21 protein-coding genes and 1 tRNA gene are annotated in these 22,515 nt (G+C 71.2%); 9 read left to right on the top strand and 13 right to left on the bottom strand.

Annotation, left to right across the window (positions count from 1 at the left end):
- Positions 1 to 237 precede the first annotated feature (237 nt).
- The 5 genes from ABD324_RS08920 to ABD324_RS08900 all read right to left on the bottom strand — a co-directional run bounded on the left by ABD324_RS08920 (position 238) and on the right by ABD324_RS08900 (position 5,083).
- Positions 238 to 636 (bottom strand): hypothetical protein, encoded by a 399-nt coding sequence (locus tag ABD324_RS08920; protein WP_344414438.1) that lies wholly within the window; start codon positions 634 to 636, stop codon positions 238 to 240.
- Between the two features lie 485 nt (positions 637 to 1,121).
- Positions 1,122 to 2,171 (bottom strand): DUF6414 family protein, encoded by a 1,050-nt coding sequence (locus tag ABD324_RS08915; protein WP_344414436.1) that lies wholly within the window; start codon positions 2,169 to 2,171, stop codon positions 1,122 to 1,124.
- Positions 2,172 to 2,687: 516 nt separating this feature from the next.
- Positions 2,688 to 3,338 carry a hypothetical protein gene (locus tag ABD324_RS08910; RefSeq protein ID WP_344414434.1) on the bottom strand — a complete coding sequence of 217 codons (651 nt, stop codon included), beginning with the start codon at positions 3,336 to 3,338 and terminating at the stop codon, positions 2,688 to 2,690.
- A gap of 82 nt (positions 3,339 to 3,420) precedes the next feature.
- A complete protein-coding gene (locus tag ABD324_RS08905; RefSeq protein WP_344414432.1) occupies positions 3,421 to 4,917 on the bottom strand; it encodes a tyrosine-type recombinase/integrase in 1,497 nt (498 codons plus the stop codon).
- A gap of 93 nt (positions 4,918 to 5,010) precedes the next feature.
- A tRNA-Lys gene (locus ABD324_RS08900) sits at positions 5,011 to 5,083 on the bottom strand.
- 123 nt (positions 5,084 to 5,206) lie between these two features.
- Here ABD324_RS08900 and ABD324_RS08895 point away from each other — a divergent pair.
- The 7 genes from ABD324_RS08895 (at position 5,207) to ABD324_RS08865 (ending at position 12,368) form a co-directional block, all read left to right on the top strand.
- Complete coding sequence (locus ABD324_RS08895; RefSeq protein WP_344414430.1) at positions 5,207 to 5,959, top strand: superoxide dismutase family protein; 753 nt, start codon at positions 5,207 to 5,209, stop codon at positions 5,957 to 5,959.
- A gap of 21 nt (positions 5,960 to 5,980) precedes the next feature.
- Complete coding sequence (gene dusB / locus ABD324_RS08890) at positions 5,981 to 7,141, top strand: tRNA dihydrouridine synthase DusB (protein ID WP_344414428.1); 1,161 nt, start codon at positions 5,981 to 5,983, stop codon at positions 7,139 to 7,141.
- A gap of 134 nt (positions 7,142 to 7,275) precedes the next feature.
- The gene (locus ABD324_RS08885) at positions 7,276 to 8,073 is read left to right on the top strand and encodes a GGDEF domain-containing protein (RefSeq protein WP_344416300.1); all 798 of its coding nucleotides are present in this window, start codon (positions 7,276 to 7,278) and stop codon (positions 8,071 to 8,073) included.
- A gap of 242 nt (positions 8,074 to 8,315) precedes the next feature.
- Entirely contained in the window at positions 8,316 to 10,652 is a 2,337-nt protein-coding gene (locus ABD324_RS08880; protein ID WP_344414426.1) for an LCP family glycopolymer transferase, read from the top strand.
- Positions 10,653 to 10,715: 63 nt separating this feature from the next.
- Positions 10,716 to 11,372 carry a phosphate signaling complex protein PhoU gene (phoU, locus tag ABD324_RS08875; RefSeq protein WP_344414424.1) on the top strand — a complete coding sequence of 219 codons (657 nt, stop codon included), beginning with the start codon at positions 10,716 to 10,718 and terminating at the stop codon, positions 11,370 to 11,372.
- Positions 11,373 to 11,416: 44 nt separating this feature from the next.
- Entirely contained in the window at positions 11,417 to 11,638 is a 222-nt protein-coding gene (locus tag ABD324_RS08870; RefSeq protein ID WP_344414422.1) for a dodecin, read from the top strand.
- A gap of 70 nt (positions 11,639 to 11,708) precedes the next feature.
- Positions 11,709 to 12,368: a phosphate signaling complex PhoU family protein gene (locus tag ABD324_RS08865; RefSeq protein WP_344414420.1), complete on the top strand. Its 660-nt coding sequence runs from the start codon at positions 11,709 to 11,711 to the stop codon at positions 12,366 to 12,368.
- A 7-nt stretch (positions 12,369 to 12,375) separates the two neighbouring features.
- Here ABD324_RS08865 and ABD324_RS08860 read toward each other — a convergent pair whose 3' ends face one another.
- Together ABD324_RS08860 and ABD324_RS08855 are read right to left on the bottom strand one after the other, a co-directional pair.
- Positions 12,376 to 13,710, bottom strand: coding sequence for an MFS transporter (locus tag ABD324_RS08860; protein ID WP_344414418.1), 1,335 nt, complete (start codon positions 13,708 to 13,710; stop codon positions 12,376 to 12,378).
- Complete coding sequence (locus ABD324_RS08855) at positions 13,707 to 14,453, bottom strand: enoyl-CoA hydratase/isomerase family protein (protein ID WP_344414416.1); 747 nt, start codon at positions 14,451 to 14,453, stop codon at positions 13,707 to 13,709. The genes ABD324_RS08860 and ABD324_RS08855 overlap by 4 nt, the downstream gene beginning before the upstream one ends.
- Positions 14,454 to 14,552: 99 nt before the next feature.
- Here ABD324_RS08855 and ABD324_RS08850 point away from each other — a divergent pair, with 99 nt between their 5' ends.
- The gene (locus ABD324_RS08850; protein WP_344414414.1) at positions 14,553 to 15,296 is read left to right on the top strand and encodes a FadR/GntR family transcriptional regulator; all 744 of its coding nucleotides are present in this window, start codon (positions 14,553 to 14,555) and stop codon (positions 15,294 to 15,296) included.
- A 78-nt stretch (positions 15,297 to 15,374) separates the two neighbouring features.
- On the opposite strand, the gene pstB is transcribed toward ABD324_RS08850, so the two are convergent.
- The 6 genes from pstB to ABD324_RS08820 form a co-directional block, all read right to left on the bottom strand.
- Positions 15,375 to 16,154 (bottom strand): phosphate ABC transporter ATP-binding protein PstB, encoded by a 780-nt coding sequence (gene pstB, locus ABD324_RS08845; RefSeq protein ID WP_344414412.1) that lies wholly within the window; start codon positions 16,152 to 16,154, stop codon positions 15,375 to 15,377.
- Positions 16,155 to 16,168: 14 nt separating this feature from the next.
- A complete protein-coding gene (pstA, locus tag ABD324_RS08840; protein ID WP_425565767.1) occupies positions 16,169 to 17,266 on the bottom strand; it encodes a phosphate ABC transporter permease PstA in 1,098 nt (365 codons plus the stop codon).
- Positions 17,266 to 18,231 carry a phosphate ABC transporter permease subunit PstC gene (gene pstC / locus ABD324_RS08835; RefSeq protein WP_344414410.1) on the bottom strand — a complete coding sequence of 322 codons (966 nt, stop codon included), beginning with the start codon at positions 18,229 to 18,231 and terminating at the stop codon, positions 17,266 to 17,268. The genes pstA and pstC overlap by 1 nt, the downstream gene beginning before the upstream one ends.
- Positions 18,232 to 18,329: 98 nt before the next feature.
- The gene (pstS, locus tag ABD324_RS08830; protein WP_344416296.1) at positions 18,330 to 19,427 is read right to left on the bottom strand and encodes a phosphate ABC transporter substrate-binding protein PstS; all 1,098 of its coding nucleotides are present in this window, start codon (positions 19,425 to 19,427) and stop codon (positions 18,330 to 18,332) included.
- A gap of 250 nt (positions 19,428 to 19,677) precedes the next feature.
- Complete coding sequence (gene mshD / locus ABD324_RS08825) at positions 19,678 to 20,562, bottom strand: mycothiol synthase (protein WP_344414408.1); 885 nt, start codon at positions 20,560 to 20,562, stop codon at positions 19,678 to 19,680.
- 39 nt (positions 20,563 to 20,601) lie between these two features.
- Positions 20,602 to 21,369, bottom strand: coding sequence for a winged helix-turn-helix transcriptional regulator (locus tag ABD324_RS08820; RefSeq protein ID WP_344414406.1), 768 nt, complete (start codon positions 21,367 to 21,369; stop codon positions 20,602 to 20,604).
- A 323-nt stretch (positions 21,370 to 21,692) separates the two neighbouring features.
- On the opposite strand from ABD324_RS08820, the gene ABD324_RS08815 reads away from it, so the two are divergent.
- On the top strand, positions 21,693 to 22,481 hold the full coding sequence (locus ABD324_RS08815; RefSeq protein ID WP_344414404.1) for an LmeA family phospholipid-binding protein: 789 nt from the start codon (positions 21,693 to 21,695) through the stop codon (positions 22,479 to 22,481).
- The last annotated feature ends 34 nt before the right edge of the window (positions 22,482 to 22,515 follow it).

The raw sequence follows: 22,515 nt of genomic DNA, 5'->3' as shown, positions 1-22,515 counted from the left end.
TGAACCCGCGGATTAAAAGGCCACCGTGCGGTGCATCACAAGCCTTCTACCTGCATCTACATTCTCGGCCGCAGTCTCCATGACACCAGCAGTCTCCCCGTTGAGCAGGATTCCGTGTCACAGCACGTGTCACGCCCCGCTCTCGACGACGACCGAGACACAAGATCACGAACCGAGTCACACCTAGGCATCACGATCCGACGGCCCCTCGTGACTCTGCAAGCGATCCGTACCGGCCTATTCGGCGGCGTTAGTGACGATGGTCGCGAGTGCGAGGCCGGCCCAGCCGCGGGCGACGGGTTCTGCCTGTGCGTTGGTGACGACGGTTCCGTCCTGCCGCGAGGCGTAGGCGTCGCCGGTGTAGCGCACGCTCCGGTACTTGCCGCGCTCCCGGGACAGCTCAGTCACGTTCCCGGTGCCGGGCCTGTCCATGAGCTGCTTGAGCGCGCGGGCGCCCGCTTCGGTCGGCATCTCCGCCCAGGACACCGCGACGATCGCAGCATCGCCCTTTGAGTCACGTAGCTCGAAGGAGGCACGGTGCAAGGCGGTGCACGGGTTGGTGCAGAAGAAGTCCTGGACCTGGCCGTACGAGTTGCCGACACAGTCCGCGGAGTCGTCGGTGATCTTGCCCGCCACTCGCACACCCTGCCGGACAATCCGGGCTTCGACGGTGTTGGAGTTCCTGCTGTTCACCCTGGCGCCACTGCGTGCTCCGGAGCTGGCGCCGCTGGACACTGACGCGCCACCGGAGGAGAGGGCTGAGCCGATAGCAGCTGCGCCGCCGCCGGTGGTGGCGACGAAGACGATGCCAAGTGCGATCAGGAGGCTCGTGCTTCCGCTGCTGCCCTTGTCGCTCCCACCGCCCCTGCCCCCGATTCGCCTTGCCACTGCGAGTCCTCCGGCCTTCACTGACGGTTATCAGTGTGCTCGGTCGGAGATCGTCAGGCGTTAGCGCAGGCAGGGAGAGCGCTTCGGTATGAACGCGGTTCCTGTCTGCCGACGGAGTCCTGCCCGCCCGGCGAGGACTCCTCGGTTGCCCGCGAGCCATGGTTACCCTGCAGGCGACAACCGCTGAGTTGCGCCGGACCGCGAACTAGCCCACCGATACGACACCCAAGAAATCACTCAGCTACGGCATGAGCCGCCTTTGGAATGCTTCTATAAACCGCAAGCGGAATGATGGAGAATCCTGGATAAGGGGGTGCGTCAGCCATTCCAATGCCTGCCACGAAGCCGAGCATCGAATTGAGTCCAGCAACGAATGCGGCTCTGCTAATTTGATTGTTCGGGCCAAGAAAGCTGGCCTCCGTAAGACTAGGAGCCTCTGGACTCTCAGTGAAGTAACCAATGGACCCCACGATGGTCCATTCCTGTGCCGCAGTTCCGTACCGCGAAAACAACACGTCGGGGTCTGCCTCAAGATACTGTCGCCCCTTCTGCAGACGGGCAGTAGCAGTCCAGCCTACTCCCCCATCGGTTTCCAGCGTCAGATGTAGGCCGGAAGGAAACATTCCGCGCGCCACTCTAATCATGGAGCGAAACTGGTCTGCCGTAACTGCGCCACCTCCCATCAACTCCGCAGGGAAGTCCTCGACCAGATCCTCCAGCTGAGCTGGCCGACTGACGCCGTCGCCAATTGGCGGCTTGCCTCGCTGACCCTTAGGCTTCTGGCGCGGCTGAGGTGCGCCCTCCGCTGGCGGCTTCATCACGCCGGCGATGCCATCAGCGGCGACTGAAGCGCCACCGAGGATGCGAGCAAAGTACTCGGCGTCGAATAATGAGCCGTATGCGGTCACGCGAATTATCGAGCCGGCCTCGATCACCTCTAGGAGTGTGCTCGGGTCTTCATCCTCCTCATCATGCACGATATCGGAGATGTCGGTAAGCCACTCCTCGGCCTCCAATAGTTCTTCGAGCGCAGGAAATAGCGCGTCGAGCAGTGACCTCTGCTCGTAGGTCTCCCGGCCACTCTCTCGACCCATCCCAAGCACACGTTTCGCACCTACGGCAAAATGTCGCATACTGCTGTCTGTCGTCTTATCTTCTTCTGGAACGCCGCCCAGTCGTTGAGCGAACAGCGACCGCGCACGCTCCAGATCCGCATATAGAAACTCGCGGAATATCGTGGGTGCAGGCTGATTCGGCTCGCTCGGGACGATCTCGTCGTTCATGAAATGGTTGTCTGCCCACAACTTCGCCGCGTTACGGATTGAGACGCCAGCGTCGCCAAGTGCGTGCATGCGTGCGCCGCGCGGGGACCGGTGGGCGACCGCATGCCCGCAGCGCTTGGTCAGGTCAGGAAGTCTAAGCAGCAGCGCCTACGACCCGCTGTTGATCTTAACCATCCGCGGAAGACTCGCGTCCACAACCTCGCACGGTGACGGCAGCCACTCCCGACGATCGCGATGCCTTGGTGTGCTCGTGTTGATCTTGTGGCGTGTTCTGACTCTCGGTAGTCGTTCGGGCGGTATCGACTCGCGCAGGCGTGGTGGACGGCGGAACGTCAGAGATGTTCGGGCGTGATCAGCTCGCCGATCGTCAGAGGAGTTCGCCTGGCATTCAGCGACAGATGCAGTCCGCAGAATCCGCGCAATCCGCGCAACTCGGCTTGGTGGCATCGGCTTGCTGGCAACGGCTGCCTGCTCGATCTCAGAGATTTGCGGATTGCGCGGATTTCGCGGACCGTCCTACGGACGGTCCGACAGGAGCATCGCGAGGCGGTCGTCGTCGAGCGCCCATGCCCGTACCGCCGGGCTGATCGCGTCGAGCAGGTACGCGAGGTCGGCGTGGCGGGCCGGGAGGTTCTCGCGGAGGAGGGGCTCGTGGTGGGCGATGCGGTTGCGGAGGAGGTGGAGGCGGATGACGGCGCGCTCCAGGTCGTTGCGGCCACCGCGGGGCAGATGCGGGAAGGAGTGGCGGATGGCGGGCCACAGGGTCGGCGCGTAGCGACGGGCCAGGAGGTAGCGCCAGAAGCCGAAGGACAACTCGGCGACGATCTTTCCCGGTGGCGGGTTCGGAGACGTGCGCGACGCACGGCGTCGAGCTGCGGCGATGTCGTCCAGCGCGCGAGGTTCGAATTCGCGACGGGGGTCGTCGAACCACTCGCCGGGCGCACGGCTGCGACCGTGGCGCTCGGTGAGGGCGTCGTGGATGGCGTTGCGGAGGATGATCTCGCCGTGGCCGACGACCTCCCAGAAGGCTGCCGCGACAGCAGCGTTCCAGCGGTACAGATCGACGGCCCGGTCCAAGTCGCCGCTGCACGCGGCGACGTAGGGCGCGAGCCGCGGTGCCGAGAGGTGTCGCTGTACCGCTGCCGGGGGCAGTCTCGGACTCGACACTGTGCGTTGTCCTCCGTACGATGGTGAGCGAAGACCCCGGAGCGATCCCTGGCCGCCCTCTCGGCGAGCTACATCACCGGGGTTATTGCTTTGTCGGGGCGAGTACTCGGACGCCTCTGCCAGGCAGGACTGCCACGACGCCCCACTCGGCCAGGAGCCTGGCTGCGCGCTGGGCCGTTCCGACCGACACGTCGTGGGTCCGTGCCAGCTCCTTGTTCGACGGCAGCCACTCCGTCCAGGTTCCGTTCTCGACCTCCCTTCGAAGCTCGACGGCGAGTACCTCGTAGGGGTGGCGGGCCACTAAGGACGGATCGTCGAGCCTGGCGCGCTCGGCCGGCCGCGCCGGGAGCCGCGAGAAGAGGTTCGTCGCCGCGCGTTGGTCCGACTCCGCGACCCAGGCGGTGTAGACCCGTAGCGTCGTCGTGCCGCCGCCACCGTGGCCCAGGCGGCCGGCCACGGTCCGGATGTCCACACCCGCGGAGATGAGCTCGGTCGCCGAGTAGTGGCGCAGCTTGTGGATCGAGGTGGCGATCCCCAGCTTGCGAGCGAGCTTGCCGTACCGCTGGGACACGGAGTCCGGGAGAAGGTGCGTCGAGCCGTCCGGGGCGAGCGAGAACACGAACGCGTCGCTGGCCAGAACGGCGCTGAGCGCCTGCGCTCGACCGCCGCACGTCTCGTGGTGCGCGCGAAGGAGCTCCACGGTCTCGTCGTCCAACGCCAGCCGTCGCTGCTGATGCGTCTTGGTCGTCTTCTCCCAGGCCCGGCCGTCTCGCTGGGCGATGCCGCGAGCGACCGTGAGCGTGCCACGGTCCAGGTCGAGATCCCGCCAGCGCAGGCCGCACAGCTCGCCACGGCGCAGGCCCGTCACCATCACGACCCAGACCAGCAGGCCCCAGTCCGGGTCCTTCCACGACTCGGCGAGGATCGCCGCCGCCTCCGTGGCCGACGGCGGCGCAGGCGCGGGTGGCGGAGCTGTCGGCGGCTCCGCCTCGACGATCGGGTTCGCGGCGATCCAGCGCCATCTCACGGCCCTCTTGAGCGCCCCGCTGAGGATGAAGTGGACATGTCGAATGGAAGCGTTCGCGAGAGGCCTGCACTCGTGTGGTCGGCAGCGTTCGTCGCAGTCGTGCGCTCGCGAGGTCCGATGGTCGGTGCGAGGGCCACGGTCGCAGTGATCTCGACACCGGCGCAGCTCGGCGTAGAGCGAGTCGAAGACCTCGCCGCCGAGGGCGCCGACCTTGACCTGCCCGATCAGCGGACGGATGTGCTTGTCTGCGTACCCGACGTAGGTGTACGTCGTCGTCGCCTCGAGCGCCAGGACCTCGAAGTACTTGTCGAGCAGCTGGTTCACGGTCGCCGCGGTCCGTGGGTGGCGGCGCTCGTCGACCTGGTTGAGCAGCCGCGTCCGTGCGGCTTCGGCCTCCGCGGCCTGCCGTGGGCCCGGAGGGACGATCTCGACAAGCGTGTGCCGCTTGCCGGTCACGGGGTCGGCGCCCGCATGCACTCGCACCCGGAGTGCGCCACTGGGCAGCGGGTCGATGCTCCCCCGCGTACGTCTGCGCGCCCCGGCACGTGGCATGACCAGCAGCGTAGCGACCACTCGTGTCACAACTCGTGTCACGACCGAGGCCATCAAACAGCGAGCGAAGAGATAGTCGCTGTTCAGGAGGGGTGGGCCCCCAGGGGATCGAACCCTGAACCCGCGGATTAAAAGTCCGCTGCTCTGCCGATTGAGCTAGAGGCCCTCGGGGCCTCCGTGGCCCCCGGCGGACGAGACTACCGGGCCGCTGTCGACCCCCGGACCAGGCGAACCCTGGAATCACAGGGGGTGAGTGAACGTCACTTTCCGTAGTGGGCACACTTCTCCCATGCGTCCGTCTCTCAGGAGCCTGCTCGCCGCGGTGACAGTCGCCGCCTGCGCGTCCGGGCTGGTCACCGCCACTGCTCTCGCGTCGCCCGGGGGGCTGATCCCCTCGCTGGGGTCCGGCTCCTCCTCGCCGGCCCGAACCACCACCGCGGCAGCCCCGACGACGGCGGGCCACCCCGCGGGGCACTCCACGAGCACGGGTACGAGCACGACGGCCGCCCGGCCCACCACCGCGGCTCCGCGGACCACCCAGGCGTCCTCGGCCGAGGGGGGCGACGACGGGTACCGCCAGATCTCGGCGGTCTTCGGCACGAACACCTCGCCCGCCCGCACCTACAACGCGCAGGAGGTGCCGGTCGGGTCGAAGGTGGCGGTGACGTCGAGCTCCGCGGACGGGACCACCGTCGTCACCCTCGAGGTGTCCGGGATGCTGCCGAACCACATGTACGGCGCCCACGCCCACACCAAGGTCTGCGGCGCGACCGGGGCGGACGCCGGGCCGCACTTCCAGTACAAGCAGGACCCGCAGCAGCCGAGCACGAACCCGCAGTACGCGAACTCCAAGAACGAGATCTGGCTCGACCTCACCACCGACGCCTCGGGCGCCGGTGTGGGGAGCACCAAGGTGAACTGGTCGTTCCCGGCGAACCGGCGTCCGAACTCCGTGGTGCTGCACGACCATCACACCTCCACCGCCCAGGGTTCGGCCGGCGACGCGGGTGCCCGGCTGGCCTGCGTGACCGTCGGCTTCTAGAAACGTGGACAATGGGGCCCCGTGACACTGCTGGACTCCGCACCCCCCGCCACCCGACCGGTGCTGCCGCCGCTGCGCATCGGGCGCCACGAGGTCGCCACGCCCGTGGTGCTCGCGCCGATGGCCGGCATCACCAACCCGGGGTTCCGCCGGCTGTGCCGTGAGCAGGGCGCGGGGTTCTACGTCTGCGAGATGATCACCAGCCGTGGGTTGGTGGAGAAGAACCCGCTCACCTTCCGCATGATCACGTTCGACCCGGACGAGCAGCCGCGGTCGATGCAGCTCTACGGTGTTGACCCGGCCGCGATGGGCCAGGCCGTGCGGATGATCCGCGAGCGGGACCTGGCCGATCACGTCGACATGAACTTCGGCTGCCCGGTCCCCAAGGTGACGCGGCGCGGCGGGGGTGCGGCGCTGCCCTTCAAACGCCGCCTGTTCGAGCGGCTCGTCAGAGCCGCGGTCGACAACGCCGGGGACCTGCCCGTCACCGTCAAGATGCGGATCGGCATCGACGACGAGCACGAGACCTTCCTCGAGGCCGGGCGGATCGCCGTCGACGCCGGGGTTGCCTCGGTGGCGCTGCACGCGCGCACCGCCGCCCAGCGCTACTCGGGGCAGGCGGACTGGTCGGCGATCAGCAGGCTGCGCGAACACCTGCCCGCCACCACCCCGGTCCTGGGCAACGGCGACATCTTCTCCGCGGCGGACGCGCTGCGGATGGTCCGCGAGACGGGGTGCGACGGCGTCGTGGTCGGGCGGGGCTGCCTCGGCCGGCCGTGGCTGTTCGGGGACCTGGAGGCCGCTTTCGCGGGTCGCCCGCTGCCCACACCGCCGAACCTCCGCCAGGTGTCGGAGACGCTCCGTCGCCACGCCGTGCTGCTGTGCGAGCACATGGGTGACCACAAGGGGATCCGGGACGTCCGGAAACACATCGCCTGGTACCTGAAGGGCTTCGCCGTGGGCGGGGACCTGCGGCGCGCGCTCGGCATGGTCGAGAGCATCGGCCAGCTCGACGACCTGCTCGCCCAACTCGACCTTGACCAGGAGTTCCCCGCGGACGCCGAGGGCCCGCGCGGGCGGCAGGGCTCGCCGGGCAAGGTCGTGCTGCCCGAACACTGGCTCGACGACGCGGACGACCCGTCCGTGCCCTTCGGCGCCGAGCTCGAGCACTCCGGCGGCTGAAACTCGCTGTCGCGGGCCGCTCGCCCGGTCGGGTGGAGCGGTACGCGAACGGGTAGGAACGTCTCCTGCGTCTCAAGGGCACCACCCGTCACGTCGACAATAGGGACAGCGGGGGAGGTGATCGGGTGGACGTCATGGGGACGGTCCGGACGCTGGTGAGTGGGCCGGACACGGACGGCACACCGCCGACCTCCGCCCGCAACCGCGCCGCCCTGCACACCGCGGCCGCCGAGCGCCTCGCCTCGGACGGCTCCTGGGAGCAGGCCTACGAGCACCTCCACGCCGCGGTGCAGCTCCTCGGCGGCGAGCCGTACGACGAGCTCGACCGCCTGCGCCGCGAGCACGCCGAGGCCCGGGAGCAGAGCCGCCGCGACAGCCTCACGGCCAGCTACAACCGCCGTTACCTCGACGAGCGCCTCGCCGCGCTGCTGTCCGAGGTGGATCTGCGGACGACCGGCCTGTGCCTCGCGCTGGTGGACATCGACCACTTCAAGGCCGTCAACGACACCCACGGGCACCTCTTCGGCGACCGGGTGCTGCAGCGGATGGTCGCCGAGCTCGACGCCGCCCTGCCGGACTCCGGCTTCTGCGCGCGCTACGGCGGCGAGGAGTTCGCGCTCGTGCTGCCCGGGCGGGACCTGGCCCAGGCCGTGGAGATCAGCGAGCAGGCACGCGACCGGATCGCGCGCCACGACTGGTCCGACCTGCACCCCGACCTGCGGGTGACGGTGAGCATCGGGGTCGCGCACGCGGCCGTGCGGCCTGTGGAGGTGGAGCGGCTGATCGGCGAGGCCGACCTGCTGCTGTACACGGCCAAGGAGTCCGGGCGGAACGCCGTCGCCTACCGCGCGTCGCGTGGGGGACGGGTGCGGTTGGCCGGCGCGGCCGGCGCCCGGCGGTCCATCCCGCAGCCCGTTCGCACCACAGGGTAGGGAGCGTCCGGCGGATCCCCGTCGGGTCCGCGGCGTTCCCGGTGGATGCGCCGCACGGCGTCGACGAGACCGCCGCGAGGCGTCTACCTGGGGCGCCGCGGGCCGGCGAGCGACTCGCCGGCGGCTCCCCCCACCCTCCCCCTGATCGGGGGGACGCGCTCCGTAAACTCTTCGGCCGGAGGCGTGCACGGTCGGTGACGGCCGGGGCGCCCTTCCCGCTCGAGGTGGGACCGGGAGGTGACGTGCGAGACGAGGACGACCGGGCGTCGCAGGGTTCCCGCACGGGCCGCCGTTCCCGCCGCCTCGAGGACTCCGGGCCGGACGACGTCCTGGCCCGCCTGGGCATCCGGGCGCCGGCCGAGCCCGCTCCCGAGCCCTGGTTGGAACGGGAGGACGAGCCCCGTCCCGTCTCCCCGACGCGCGCTGCGGAGCGGTCGGCGCCCGTCGCCCCGACGGCGCCCCGGCCGGCCGGGGCACCGAGAGGGCCTGCGGGACCGCGCCAGGGCCCGAACGGCATCCCTCCGCGTCCACCCGGCCCCCACCGGCCGGGCCCGAACGGCCTCCGCCAGACGGTCCAGGTGCCGCAGCGACCCCGGCAGCCGCAGCCCCAGCAACTGCAGGCCCGGAGCACGCAGACCCAGACTCCCCCGACCCAGACCCCCCAGGCACAGACCCCGCAGGCCGAGGCCACGCAGGCACTGACACCGCAGGCCCCGGCGCGGCAGGCACAGCCACCGCGGGCCCAGACCCCGCAGGCACAGCCGCCCCAGACACAGCAGGCACAGACACAGCCGGCACAGCCCGTGCAGCGGCCCCGGCCTCAGCAGGCTCGCCCTCCGCAGCGTGGACCGCAGCCTCCGCGCCCGGCGGCCCCCCAGCCCGGCGCACCGCCGCAGTCCCTCGCTGCTCAGCAGCCCCCCGCTGCTCAGATCCGCCCCCCGGCCGCGATCGCCGACTCGGCCCCCTCCGCGCCCTCGACGGCGCCGTCGGGTCCCGACCGCCGGTCGACCGCTCCCCGCGGCGAGGACACCGCACTCGTCGACAAGATCGTCGACGAAGAGCAGGACCGGGTCGACCGGATCGACGCGAGCCTCATCCGGCTGACCGCGATCCACAGGGGCGAGGACCTCCCGGACGAGGACGCCGAGGACGGCGGGCCCGAGCACCGTGTGACCCGCGGCTCCCGTGCACTCGAGGCCCCGCCCGCACCCCCGCTCTCCCGCCGCGGCCTGATCGGCCGGATCGTGGCCGCCGCGGCCGCCCTGCTCACGTTCGCCGGGCTCGCGCTCGGCTGGGGCGCCACCCGCTGGATGGACTCGACCATCCGCACCGTCGCCGCGCTCGACCCCGGCACCGGTGTGCTCGACGCCGCCGCCCAGCAGGGCGACGAGAACGTGCTGATCCTGGGCACCGCGTCCGGCAGCTCCGGCGAGACGACCACCGCGGCCCGCCGCTCCGACACCCTGATGCTGGCGCACCTGCCCGCGGACGGCGGCAAGGCCGCGGGCGTCTCGTTCCCGCTCGACCTGGAGATCAACCGGCCGCCGTGCCCCCGCTGGGACGCCGCCGCGGCCGCGTACGTCGGCGGCACCGTTCCCGCCGAGACCCGGATCCCGCTCTCGTCCGCCTACGCGGTGGGCGGTCCGCGCTGCCTGGTCCGCACCATCCAGCAGCTCTCCGGCATGCCCGTGACCCGGTTCGTCGCGCTGGACCTGCCCGGGATCAAGGACATGGTCGACGCGCTGGGCGGCGTGAACGTCTGCGTCACCCGCCCCGTCGTGGACGCCGTGCTGGGCCCGGTGGTGCCGCAGGCCGGCACCTCGCGGCTCGGCGGCGACCAGGCCGTGCGGTTCGCCGAGGCCGGCCAGGTGCAGGGCGACCCGTCGGCGTCCTACGGCCAGGCGCAGCGCCAGCAGCAGCTCCTCGCCGCCACCTTCGGGCAGGCGCTGTCCGCGTCGACGCTGCTCAATCCCGTCTCCACCCGGGACTTCGCCGCGGCGCTGAGCCGCAGCATGCTCGCGGACGACGTCGACGTGAACGACCTGCTCCGCGTCACCGGATCGCTCGACCGCCTCGACGGACCGCAGGCCGCGTTCGTGCCGGTGCCCGTCTCGGCGGTGCCGAACACCCGCGGGAACCGCGAGCTGCGCGACACCGAGGCCGGACGGCTGTTCGGCGCCCTGCGCAAGCACCAGGCGCTGCCCGAGGCGACCACGCCGGTGGCCTCGACCGCCGGGCCGAAGCCGGGGGACGTGACCGTCGGCATCCAGAACGCCTCCGACCGGGCCGGGCTGGCCGGGCAGGTCAGCGGCTCGCTGCGGTCCCTGGGCTTCGGGATCGGCGAGGTCGGCAACGCCGCGGCACCCTCACCGGACACCGTGCTGCGCTTCTCGCCGGACCGTGCGGACGCGGCACAGCTCCTCGGCACGGTCGTGCCCGGCGCGACGCTGGTGCAGGACCCCGGCAGCACCGGCACGTTGCAGCTGGTCCTCGGCCGCGGCTTCGACGGCACCGTCCGCGCCCCGGTCGAGCAGGCACCGGCGACGACGGCCCAGGAACCCGCGGCGACCTGCACCTGATCGTTCATCCCCGGTTCACCTCCTGCTGTCGTGCGTCCGGGGGCTCCCCTTTACCCTCGGAGCATGCGCGACGCCTACACCGAACAGCTCGACGAGCTCGCCGAAAGCCTCGCCGGGATGTGCGACGACGTCGCCCGGGCGATGGAGAAGGCGACCCGTTCGCTCCTCGAGGCCGATCTCCGGCTCGCCGAGGAGGTCATCGACGAGGACGTCAAGATCGACGAGATCCGGCACACCGCCGAGGAGAAGGCGTTCGCGCTGCTCGTGCTGCAGGCCCCCGTGGCCACGGACCTGCGCATCGTCGTGTCCGCGATCCACGGTGCGGGCGACATCGAGCGGATGGGTGATCTCGCGCTGCACGTGGCGCAGGCCGCGCGCCGCCGGCACCCGCAGCCGGTGCTGCCGGAGCAGATCGCGCCGTACTTCGCCGAGATGGGCAAGGTGGGCGTCGCCCTGGCCCACAAGGCCGCCACCGTGATCCGCAGCCGCGACCTGGCCGCCGCCGCCGAGCTCGAGTCGGACGACGACGCGATGGACGACCTGCACAAGCACATGTTCACCGTGCTGATGGACCGCACCTGGACCCACGGGGTCGAGGCCGCCGTGGACGTCACGCTGCTGGCCCGCTTCTACGAGCGCTACGCGGACCACGCGGTCGCCGTCGCGCGCCGGATCGTCTACGTGGTCACCGGGCAGATGCCGGGCCCGCTCGCGGTGTAGAAACCTCGCGTTTACGTCCGCACTCCCAGCGGGCACTCCCCGGCATGCCCAGCAACCACGTGTACCGGGTGACCGAGATCGTCGGCACCTCCCCCGACGGCGTCGACGCCGCGATCCGCAACGGCGTCGAGCGCGCGGCGAAGACCTTGCGCGAGCTGGACTGGTTCGAGGTGACCGAGATCCGCGGGCACCTCGACGCGGGCTCGGTCGACTACTTCCAGGTCGGCCTCAAGGTCGGCTTCCGCATCGACGACGGTGACGAATAGGACGGCGCGTTCATCGACCGTTCATCGGGACCCGCCCGAAACGAGACCCTTCGCTTCCTAGGCTGACCGGGTGCGCCGGGAGACGTTGGACGAGAACATCGCGCAGCTCCAGTCGCTGCTCGGGGAGCTGGCCGACGCGGCGGCGGTCGCGTGCCGCTCCGCGTCGACCGGGTTGCTCGAGGGCAACACGAGGCTCGCCGAGCAGGTCGTCGGGCGCACCCCCGCGATCGACGAGCGCCGCGCCGCGATCGAGCTCCTGGCGGTCGAGACGATCGGCATCTTCGCGCCGGTCGGCCCGGACATGCGGGCCGTGGTGTGGGCCTTCCAGTCCGCGCACGAGCTGGCCCGGGTGAACGACCTGGCCCGACACGTCGCCGAGTCGTCACTGCGGCACGGGCCGAGGTCCGCGGTCCCGGAGGTCGCCCACGATCCGGTGGTCGCGATCGCCGATGCCGCGGCCGCCATGATGGGCAAGGTCGCCGAGGTGCTGCGCACCCGCAACGTCATCCTGGCGCTCGAGCTGGCCACCGACGACGACCGCGTCGACGAGCTGCACCGCGACCTGTTCGCGCTCATGTTCGGGGAGCGCTGGACCTGTGGCATCCCCGCCGCCGTCGACCTCACCCTGCTCGCGCGCTTCTACGAGCGGATCGCCGACCACGCCGTGGCTCTGGCCGAACGGACCGTCTTCATGGTCACCGGGCAGCACCCGGAAGCGCTGCAGGTCTAGGGAGCGTCTAGGCGTTGTTGATCTCGGTGGCGCAGGTGGCCTCGTCCGGGTCCGCCACCGGGACCGCCGGCTCCTCGGCGACCCGGACGAAGGGGATGAGCACCAGCGCGACCAGGGACGTCGAGGCGAGGTAGACGGAGACGAACACCGAGCTCCCGGTTGCGTCGAGGAGCGCGACCATGACGAACGGTGCGAGCCCGCCGCCGACGATCGCGCCGAGCTGGTAGACGAGCGAGGCGCCCGAGTAGCGCAACCGGGCCGGGAACATCGCCGCGGCCAGGCCGGGCAGCGATCCGGTGGCGAACCCGCCGCCGAGCTGCGCGACGAACAGCGCCAGCACCACGCGTCGGAAACCCCCGCCGTTCACCAGCGGGAACAGGGCGAACGCCCAGGCCCCGGTCCACGCCACCCCGATCGCGAAGACGATCCGGCGATCGATCAGGTCCGACAGGAAGGCACCGAGCATCAGCGCCCCGGCGAAGCCCACCATCGAGATCAGCACCGCGCCCAGCATCTCGTTCTTGCTCATCCCGACCACGCGGGTGCCGTAGTCGACGATCCCGGTCACCGCGATGTAGAAGGCGGCCTGGACCGCGGCGTACGCGACACCGGCCAGCACGATCGCACCCGGCCGCTCCTTGATCACCTGTAGGACCGGCGACTTCTCCGTCCGTGCCGACCGCTCCGCGTCCGCCCCGAGCTCGGGGCTGTCGGCGACGTGATGGTGGATGTAGTACGCGACGCCGAACAGGACGACGCTGAACAGGAACGGCAGCCGCCAGCCCCAGACCGAGAAGGAGTCCGCCGCGATCACGCGGGTCAGCACCAGGTAGACGACGCTGCCGGCGACGAGGCCGACCGGCACACCCAGCTGTGGGATGCTGCCGTACAGGGCGCGGCGGTGGCGCGGCGCGTGCTCGGTCGCGAGCAGCATGGACCCGCCCCACTGCCCACCGACCGCGACGCCCTGCACCAACCGCAGCACCACGAGCAGGACCGGGGCCAGCGGTCCCACCGCGGCATAGGTGGGCAGCAGCCCGATGAGCGTCGTCGACGCGGCCATCAGGAGCAGGGCCGCGGTGAGCGCCCGCTTGCGCCCGACCTTGTCGCCGATGTGCCCGAACACGGCACCGCCGATCGGCCGCGCCACGAACCCGACCGCGAACGTGGCGAAGGACGCCAGGACCCCCGCGACCGGGCTGGCCGAGGGGAAGAAGGCCGGGCCGAACACGAGCGCCGCGGCCGTGCCGTAGATCAGGAAGTCGTACCACTCGACGGAGGAGCCGAGCACGGTGGAGACCACCACCCGGAACGGCCGCGAAGGCGAGGTGCTCCCGTTCACCGGGCACCGGCCACGCGACGGCCCAGCGACCACAGCTGGCGCGCCCGCTCGACCTCGGTCGCCGCGCTCCACCGCTCCACCGGGGAGGTGGTCAGCTCGAGGCTCTTCTTGATCGCGCGCGCCAACGGCGGGTCCGCGCGCAGGGCGGCGCAGGCCTCGTCGACGGCCGGGTCGAGCGCGTCGGGGCCGACGGCGTCCCACACCAGGCCGCGCGCCTTGGCCTCGCGGCCCCGGAGCGAGCGCGCGAACACGCCCATCGCCGCGGCGGTCTGCCTGCCCGCGGCCCGCTCCAGCAGGTGCAGGTGCCCGCCGCCCGGGTGGATGCCGAGGCGGGCGAACCCGGAGCGCAGCAGGGCGTCCTCGGTGGCGATCCGCAGGTCCGTGGCCAGGGCGAGGTTCAGCCCGGCGCCGACCGCCGCGCCCTCGATCCGGGCGACGGTCGGGACGGCGAGGCGCCCGACCCGTTCGAAGGCCCGGTACACCGTGCCCATCAGGTCGTAGCCGACGTCCGCCGGCCGCTCGCCGATGCCCGTCAGGAAGTCCCGCACCGCGCCCGAGCAGAAGGTCCGGTTCGCGCCGGTGATCACCGCGACCCCCACGGTGTCGTCCGCGTCGACCTCGTCGCACGCCGCGACCAGCGCCGAGGCGCTCTCCGGGTCCAGGGCGTTGTGCGTGCCCGGCCCGTCGAGGGTGATCCGGGCCAGCCCGTCGCTCACCGTCAGCCTGATCTGTGTGGTCTCCACAGCGAGTCCCTTCGATCCGTGCGTCCACGCACCGAAGGACATTAAGTGTTTTAAACAGTGGTGTCCACCGGGTGTCGCTCCGACGGCTAGGCTGGCGAAGTGGCTCGGGGCATCGAGGGCGCGCAGCGCGCGGGCGACGTCGCGCCCGTCCGGCGGGTCAGCGTCGTCGACGAGCTCGTCGAGCAGATGACCCGGCGGCTGGCCAGCGGCGAGTGGGCGCCCGGGGCCGCGATCCCGTCCCTGCGGGACTTCGCCGCGGCCTCAGGGGTGTCGACGCTGACCGTGCGCGAGGCCATCCGCACCCTGCAGGCGCGCGGATGGCTGGAGACCCGGCACGGCGTGGGCACGTTCGTCGCGACCACCGCGCAGGGCGAGCAGTTCGCGTCCTTCCCGCTGGAGGCGGCGGACGTCGACGAGTACGTCGACTTCGTCGACGCCCGCGAGGCCATCGAGTCCTCGATCATCGACTTCGCCGTGCGGCGGCGGACGCCGGACGACCTGGCCCGGCTGATCCGGGTCGCGGAGCGGATGCGGCAGGCCCGCACCGATCACGAGCTGTTCGTGGAGACCGACGGCGAGTTCCACTTCGCGCTCGCCGACGCGGCCCACAACCGGATCCTCGCCCGGACGATGCTCGCCATCCGGGTGCCGCAGCGGAACCTGGCGCTCGACTGTCTGTCCCGGATGCTGCCGGAACACGGCAACCTCGATCCGTCCGTCGACGACCACCTCGAGATCACCGAGGCGGTGCGGTCCGGGGACGTCGAGCGTGGCCGGCTGGCGCTGCGGCGGATCGCGGACCGCAGCCGGGCGCACATCCTCGGCGGCGGGCGGACCGCCTGATCCCCCGTGCGCGGCCGGGACGCCGGTGGCGCGAGCACCACCGGCGTCCCTCCCCCAGTGCGTCTCCCCCGTGTCGGCTCAGCCGAAACGGCCGGAGACGTAGTCCTCGGTGGCCTTCTGCTTGGGCTGACTGAAGATCGTCTTCGTCTCGTCCATCTCCACCAGGTGCCCCGGCTTGCCGGTGCCCTCGATGTTGAAGAAGCCCGTGTAGTCGCTGACCCGGGCCGCCTGCTGCATGTTGTGCGTGACGATGACGATCGTGTAGTCGTTCTTCAGCTCGTTGATCAGGTCCTCGATCGCGAGCGTGGAGATGGGGTCGAGCGCCGAGCAGGGCTCGTCCATCAGCAGCACGTCCGGCTGCACCGCGATCGCGCGGGCGATGCAGAGCCGCTGCTGCTGCCCGCCGGACAGGCCCGAGCCCGGCTTGTCGAGGCGATCCTTGACCTCGTTCCACAGGTTGGCGCCGCGGAGCGAGCGCTCCACGAGCTCGTCCGTGACCTTCTTGCCGGCCCGCTTGTTGTTGAGCTTCTGCCCGGCGATGACGTTCTCGTAGATCGACATCGTCGGGAAGGGGTTGGGCCGCTGGAAGACCATGCCGATCTGGCGGCGCACGCCCACCGGGTCGACGCCGGCGCCGTAGAGCTCCTTGCCGTCGAGGGTCAGCGAGCCCTCGACGCGGGCGCCCGGGATGACCTCGTGCATGCGGTTGATGGACCGCAGGAAGGTCGACTTGCCGCACCCCGACGGGCCGATGAGGGCGGTGACCGTCTTCGGCTTGATGTCGATGGTGACGCCCTCGACCGCGAGGAAGGAGCCGTAGTAGATGTTCAGGTCCTTGGCGTGGACTGCCTTGCTCATGGTGTTTCCTCGCCTCAGCGGGTCTTGGGGGCGAACAGCTTGGCGACGAGGCGCGCCAGCAGGTTCAGGATCAGGACGATGAGGATCAGCACGAGGGCCGAGGTCCACGCGCGGTCGATGAAGGGCTCGCGCGGGACGCCCGGGGCCGCGTAGGAGTTGTACGCGAACACCGGCAGCGTGGTCATGCGGCCCGAGAACGGGTTGACGTTCAGCCCGACGGTGAGGCCGGCGATGATCAGCAGCGGGGCCGTCTCGCCGATGACGCGGGCGATGGCCAGCGTGACGCCGGACGCGATGCCCGCGACGGACGTCGGGATGACGACCTTCAGGATCGTCCGCCACTTCGGCGTGCCCAGGGCGAAGGCCGCCTCGCGCAGCTCGTTGGGGACGATCTTGAGCATCTCCTCGGTCGAGCGCACGACGACCGGGATCATCAGGATGCACAGGGCGACCGAGCCGCCGAAGCCGAAGCGGATGCCGGGCCCGGCGAACAGCGCGAAGAAGGCGAAGGCGAACAGGCCCGCGACGATGGACGGGATGCCCGTCATGACGTCGACGAAGAACGTGATGGACCGGGCCAGCTTGCTGCCCTTGCCGTACTCCACCAGGTAGACGGCGGTGAGGATGCCGACGGGGATGGAGATGATCGCCGCGAAGGCCGTGACGATGAGCGTGCCGATGATGGCGTGGTAGCCACCACCGCCCTCGCCGATGACGCCGCGCATGGAGTTCGTGAAGAACGCCCCGTCGAAGCGCGCCAGGCCGTTCTCGATCACGGTGACGAGCACCGAGATGAGCGGGACCAGGGCGATGAGGAAGGCCGTGGTGACGACGATCGTCACGACCCGGTCCGTGGCCTTGCGCCCGCCCTCCACGCCACGGGAGATCGCGTACGTGGCGACGGCGTAGACGACCGCGCCCAGCACCAGGGTGAGCGCGATGCTGAAGTTGCCGGCCGCGGCGAGGATCCCGCCGACGACGACGAGCGCGGCCACGAGGATGACCCACGGCGCCCAGCGCGGCAGCTCACCGCGCACCAGCGGCATGGGGACGAGGGCTTCCTCGGCCAACTCCGCGTCCGTCTTCTTCTCGGTGCCTGTTTCCAGAGTCATCAGTTCGCCCCCGAGAACTCGCTGCGCCGGTTGATGATCCAGCGCGCGATGGAGTTGACGAGCAGGGTGATCACGAACAGCACCAGGCCCGACGCGATCAGCACGTTCACCGCGACGCCCGTGGAGTCCGGGAACTGCAGGGCGATGTTGGCCGCGATCGAGGACGGGTTGGCGGAGCTGATCAGGTTGAACGTCACGATGCCGGAGCCCGACAGGATGATCGCCACGGCCATGGTCTCGCCGAGCGCGCGGCCCAGGCCGAGCATGGAGCCGGAGATGATGCCGGAGCGGCCGAAGGGCAGCACCGCCATCCGGATCATCTCCCAGCGCGTGGCGCCGAGGGCCAGGGCGGCCTCCTCGTGCAGCTTCGGCGTCTGGAGGAAGACCTCGCGGGAGACCGCGGTGATGATCGGCAGGATCATGACGGCGAGCGTCACGCTCACGACGAGCATCGTGCGGCCGGTCGCCGACACGGGGCCCGCGAACAGCGGGATCCAGCCCAGGTACTTGTTGAGCCACGTCATGAAGCCCAGCGACGCGGGAGCCAGGACCGACACACCCCAGAGGCCGTAGACGATCGAGGGCACCGCGGCGAGCAGGTCGATGACGTAGCCGAGGCCCTGCGCGAGCCGGCGCGGCGCGTAGTGCGTGATGAACAGCGCCACCGCCACACCGAGCGGGGTCGCGATGACCAGCGCGATGACCGCCGACAGCAGCGTGCCGAAGATGAGCGGGCCGATGTAGGCGACGATGTTGCGGCCGCCGGGCAGGTCCGCGGACGACGCGGTGAACGCGGGGATGGACTGGGCGATGAGGAACGCCGCCACTCCCGCCAGGACGATCAGGATGAAGATGCCCGCACCCGTGGCGCTACCGGCGAAGATCCGGTCGCCGAGCTGCTGGACGGGTTTGGGCCGTGCGGATCCGGCGGGCTTCGCGGTGGGGGTCGTGGTCGGGGCGCTCACGGCGTCCTCTCTGCGGACTGTGGACGGGGGCGGTGACGGCCGAGAGGGTCGGCCGGCCCGGGCGGGCCGGCCGACCCTCGTCGGTCAGGCGGTCACACTCAGGCGATCGAGCTGACGGCCGGGGTGATCAGCTGGCGCACGGCGTCGCTCAGCGGGGCCGACCCGGCGGCCTTCTGCGCGGCGGCCTGGCCGTCGGCGCTGATGACGTAGCTCAGGTAGGCCTTCACCAGCGCGGACTTCTTCGCGTCCGAGTACTTGCTGCAGGCGATCGCGTACGACACGAGCGAGGCCGGGTAGGTGCTCGCGTCCGTGCTGTCCCGCTTGAGCTTGTAGGCGAAGGACTTCGCGCCACCGTCGGTCACGCGCTGCGAGGCCTCGAGCAGCTTCGCGGCACCGGCCGGGCTCGGGGCGACGAACGTGTCGCCGACCTTGATCTTCGCCTGGCCGAGGCCCTGCGCCTGCGACTCGTCGGCGTAGCCGATGGTGCCCTGACCGGCCTTGACGGCCCCGACGAGACCCGAGGTGCCCTGCGCCGCCTCGCCACCCTGGACCGGCCAGGTGTCGGAGACGTCGAAGGTCCAGTCGGCCGCGGCCGCGCCCTTGAGGTAGTCCGCGAAGTTCTGGGTGGTGCCGGACTTGTCCGAGCGGTTCACCGTGGTGATCGCGGTGGACGGCAGCGTCTTGCCGGGGTTGTCGGCGGCGATCGCCGGGTCGTTCCAGGTGGTGATCTTCTTCGCGAAGACCTTCGCCAGCGTCGACGGCGACAGCTGCAGGTCGGTGACGCCCTGCAGGTTGTAGACGACCGCGATCGGGGAGACGTAGACCGGGATCTCGACGTACTCGCCGCCGCAGCGGTCCTGCGCCTTCTTGATCTCGTCGCCCTTGATGTAGGCGTCCGAGCCGGCGAAGTCGACGCCGCTGGCCTCGAACTGGGTGCGGCCCGCACCGGAGCCGCTGGGGTCGTAGTTGATGACGGCGTCGGGGCTCGTGGCCTGGAAGCCGGCGACCCAGGCCTGCGTCGCAGCCTGCTGGGTGCTCGCACCGGCGCCGGAGATGGTGCCGGTGACCGCGGGGCCCGCGGCAGTGGACGAGCCACCGGCGGAGGAGCCCTCGTTGGCGGCACCGCAGCCGGCGAGCACGAGAGCACCGGTGGCCGCAAGGCCGACGGCGGCGATCCGCGCGCGGGTCGGGCGCATGGTCTTCACTGCAGGTTCCTCCGTGGATCGGGGATCGCCGGCGGTGGCCGGCGCCTCGGCGACCCCCACGGGCCGCTCGGCAGAGGACGCTAAGCGCGGCCGGTGGACGCACGGCCCCATGGGAATGAACGGAGAATGAACACGTCACCCGGCCGGGTCGGGCTTCATCACGCGCTGGCCGGGGCGTGATCCGCCCGTGACCTGCGACGAGACGAAGCACACCCCGACGAATCGGGCAGCGACGGGTGGGTTACGCGGAGTACATGACGTCCGCGGTGTGCACGGCGAAGCCCAGCTTCTCGTACACCCGGACCGCGGGCGCATTGTCCGATTCGACGTACAGCAGGACCGTGTCGAGGCCGCGATCGGCGAGATGGTGCAGCCCGGCCAGGGTGAGCACGTTCCCGAGGCCGCGTCCGTGGGCCGCCGGGTCCACGCCGAGGACGTACACCTCGCCCATCGACGGCTCGGCCGCCGTCGGCGGGTGCACCTTCGTCCAGTGGTAGCCGAGCAGCGTGCCGGCCGCGTCGGTGGCGAGCAGGAAGCCGGCCGGATCGAACCAGTCCTCGGCCTCGCGCTCGCGCACCTCGGTGTCGGTCCAGCCGCCCTGCTCGGGATGCCAGTCGAAGGCGGCGTTGTTCACGCGGAGGAACTCGGCCTCGTCCTGCCCCACCACGAACGGCCGGATCGTGACGCCCTCGGGCACGGTCACCGGGGGGAGCTCACCCGCCGCGGGGGTGCGGCGCATCTGCCACAGCACCCGGACCCGGCGCAGCTCCCGGGACTCCGCGAGGGCCGCGGCGGCGGGCAGGTCGCCGTGGGCCCACACGTCGAGGCCGTCCCGGGCCTTCTCGCGCAGCCCGTCGAGCAGTGCGCCGCCGGTACCCCGGCGCCGGTGCTCCGGGTGCACCACGAGCTCGGCGGCCCCGCCGAACAGCTGGGCGTAGCCGACCACCAGGTCGCCCTCCTCGGCCACCAGGTGCACCACCCGGGGCCGCGCGCGACCGTTCAGGTTGATCAGGAACTGCTCGGAGAGCGGCTCGCGGCCGTCGGCCCGCTCGGCGGCGGCGAGGAACTCCCGCACCGCCCCCGACGTGCGGGGATCGACCTCGGCCACGGCACGTACGACGCTCACCGCACCGACCCTACCCGGGCCGATGATCACCGGACAGGATCAGTGGAACCGGGCGGGCATCCCCCGGGTGCGGGCTCGGTCGTCCTCGCCGTCCGACTCCGCGTCCTCGGACAGGCCACCGGCCGGGACGCCGAGCCCGGCGCGGCCGGGACGGACGAACTTGTAGCCGACGTTGCGCACGGTGCCGATCATCTGCTCGTGCTCGGGGCCGAGCTTGGCGCGCAGCCGCCGGACGTGCACGTCCACGGTCCGCGTGCCACCGAAGAAGTCGTAGCCCCAGACCTCCTGCAGCAGCTGGGCCCGGGTGAACACCCGGCCGGCGTGCTGGGCGAGGTACTTGAGCAGCTCGAACTCCTTGTAGGTGAGCTCGAGCAGGCGGCCCTTGAGGCGGGCGGCGTAGGTCGCCTCGTCGATCACGAGCTCGCCGAGCACGAGCGCACCGCCCGCGCTGGCGGCGTCCGCACCGGGACGGGACTTGAGCAGCCGCAGCCGCGCGTCCACCTCGGCGGGGCCCGCGGACGGGAGCAGGATCTCGTCGACCACCCACTCCCCGGAGACGGCCACGAGCCCACCCTCGTTGAGCACCGCGATGACGGGCACGTCCGTCCCGGTGCTGCCGAGCAGGCGGCACAGGCTGCGCGCGGCGACCAGGTCCGTCCGCGCGTCGACCAGGACGGCGTCGTGGGGGCCGGCGTCGAGCAGTGCGGCCACCTCGGGCGCTGCCGTGCGCACGCCGTGCGGGAGCAGGGTCAGGGCCGGCAACACGGATCCGGGATCCGTGTCCGCGGTCAGCAGTAGCAGTTCCACCGCCGCCTCCTCGTCCACCGGAGTCCGACGGCGGGCGCCACGCGGCGACCGTCCACGGGTCACGGTGGGCGGCGTCGACCGACCACGACCTCCACGCGACCCGGCGGGTCCGTCACGCGGATCGGTCAAGAATACCCACCTGGATCGCTCCGGCACGAGCCGCGCGAGGCAGCTCACCCCGATCGTCGACCCGGCAAGCACCGCGTTGCGCAGCGCCGACGCCGGACGGTGACCGGTCCCGTCACCCGAACGGCGCAGACGTTCCGTGCCCCGGTGGCGGGCGGCGCGGGCGAGTTCTCTAGGTTCTCCCCCGGAGGTCGAGAGTGAAACGCCTGATCATCGCGGTCGTGGTGCTCGTCGGAGTGCTGCTCGCCGCGGACTACGCCAGTGCCGCGGCGGCCGAGTCCGTCGTGTCGCGCCAGCTGCGCGAGCGCCTCGACCTGGCCGACGACCCCAACGTCCGGATCAACGGCTTCCCCTTCCTCACGCAGGCCGTCCGGGGCCGGTACGGATCCATCCAGCTCACCGCGGACCACCTGCGCGTCGGCACCCTGGACAACGTCCAGCTGCGCGGCAACCTGCGCGACGTCACGGCTTCCGGCCTGATCGGCTCGGGCACCCCGGGGCTGCGGGCCGCCACCGTCGAGAGCGCGGTGCGGGTCGGCGCGGACGATCTCGACCGGATGTTCCCGCAGGTCACGCCGCTGTCCTTCGGCAACATCGACGCCAACGGGATCAACGCGCTGATCACCGACAAGGACGCCGACCCGGCGCTGCGCGCGCTCGACCCGGACTCCGTCGCCCGCATCTCCGGCACGATGACGATCGACGGGAAGAAGTACCAGCCCGTGGTCGTCGCCGAGCTGCAGGCCGCCGACGGCACCATGCGGGTGATCCCGCGGGACGTGCGCGGCAGCGACGGCGACCCGCTCCCGGCAGCGGTCGCCGCGCAGGTCACGCAGATGTTCACGCTGCGGATCTCGCCCGGCCCGCTGCCCTTCGGCGTCACCCCGACCACGCTGCAGGTGCGGGACGGATCGCTGGAGCTGGGCGGTGAGGCCACCGACCTCGTCGTCGGGGCCGCCCCCGCCGCCACCACGACGGACAGCTGAGGGAACACACCGCCGTGGCGCGGGGTTGGCCCTG

The organism is Pseudonocardia ailaonensis (genome assembly GCF_039531635.1).
GTDB lineage: Bacteria > Actinomycetota > Actinomycetes > Mycobacteriales > Pseudonocardiaceae > Pseudonocardia > Pseudonocardia ailaonensis.
This window is presented reverse-complemented; position numbering and strand designations above follow the sequence as displayed.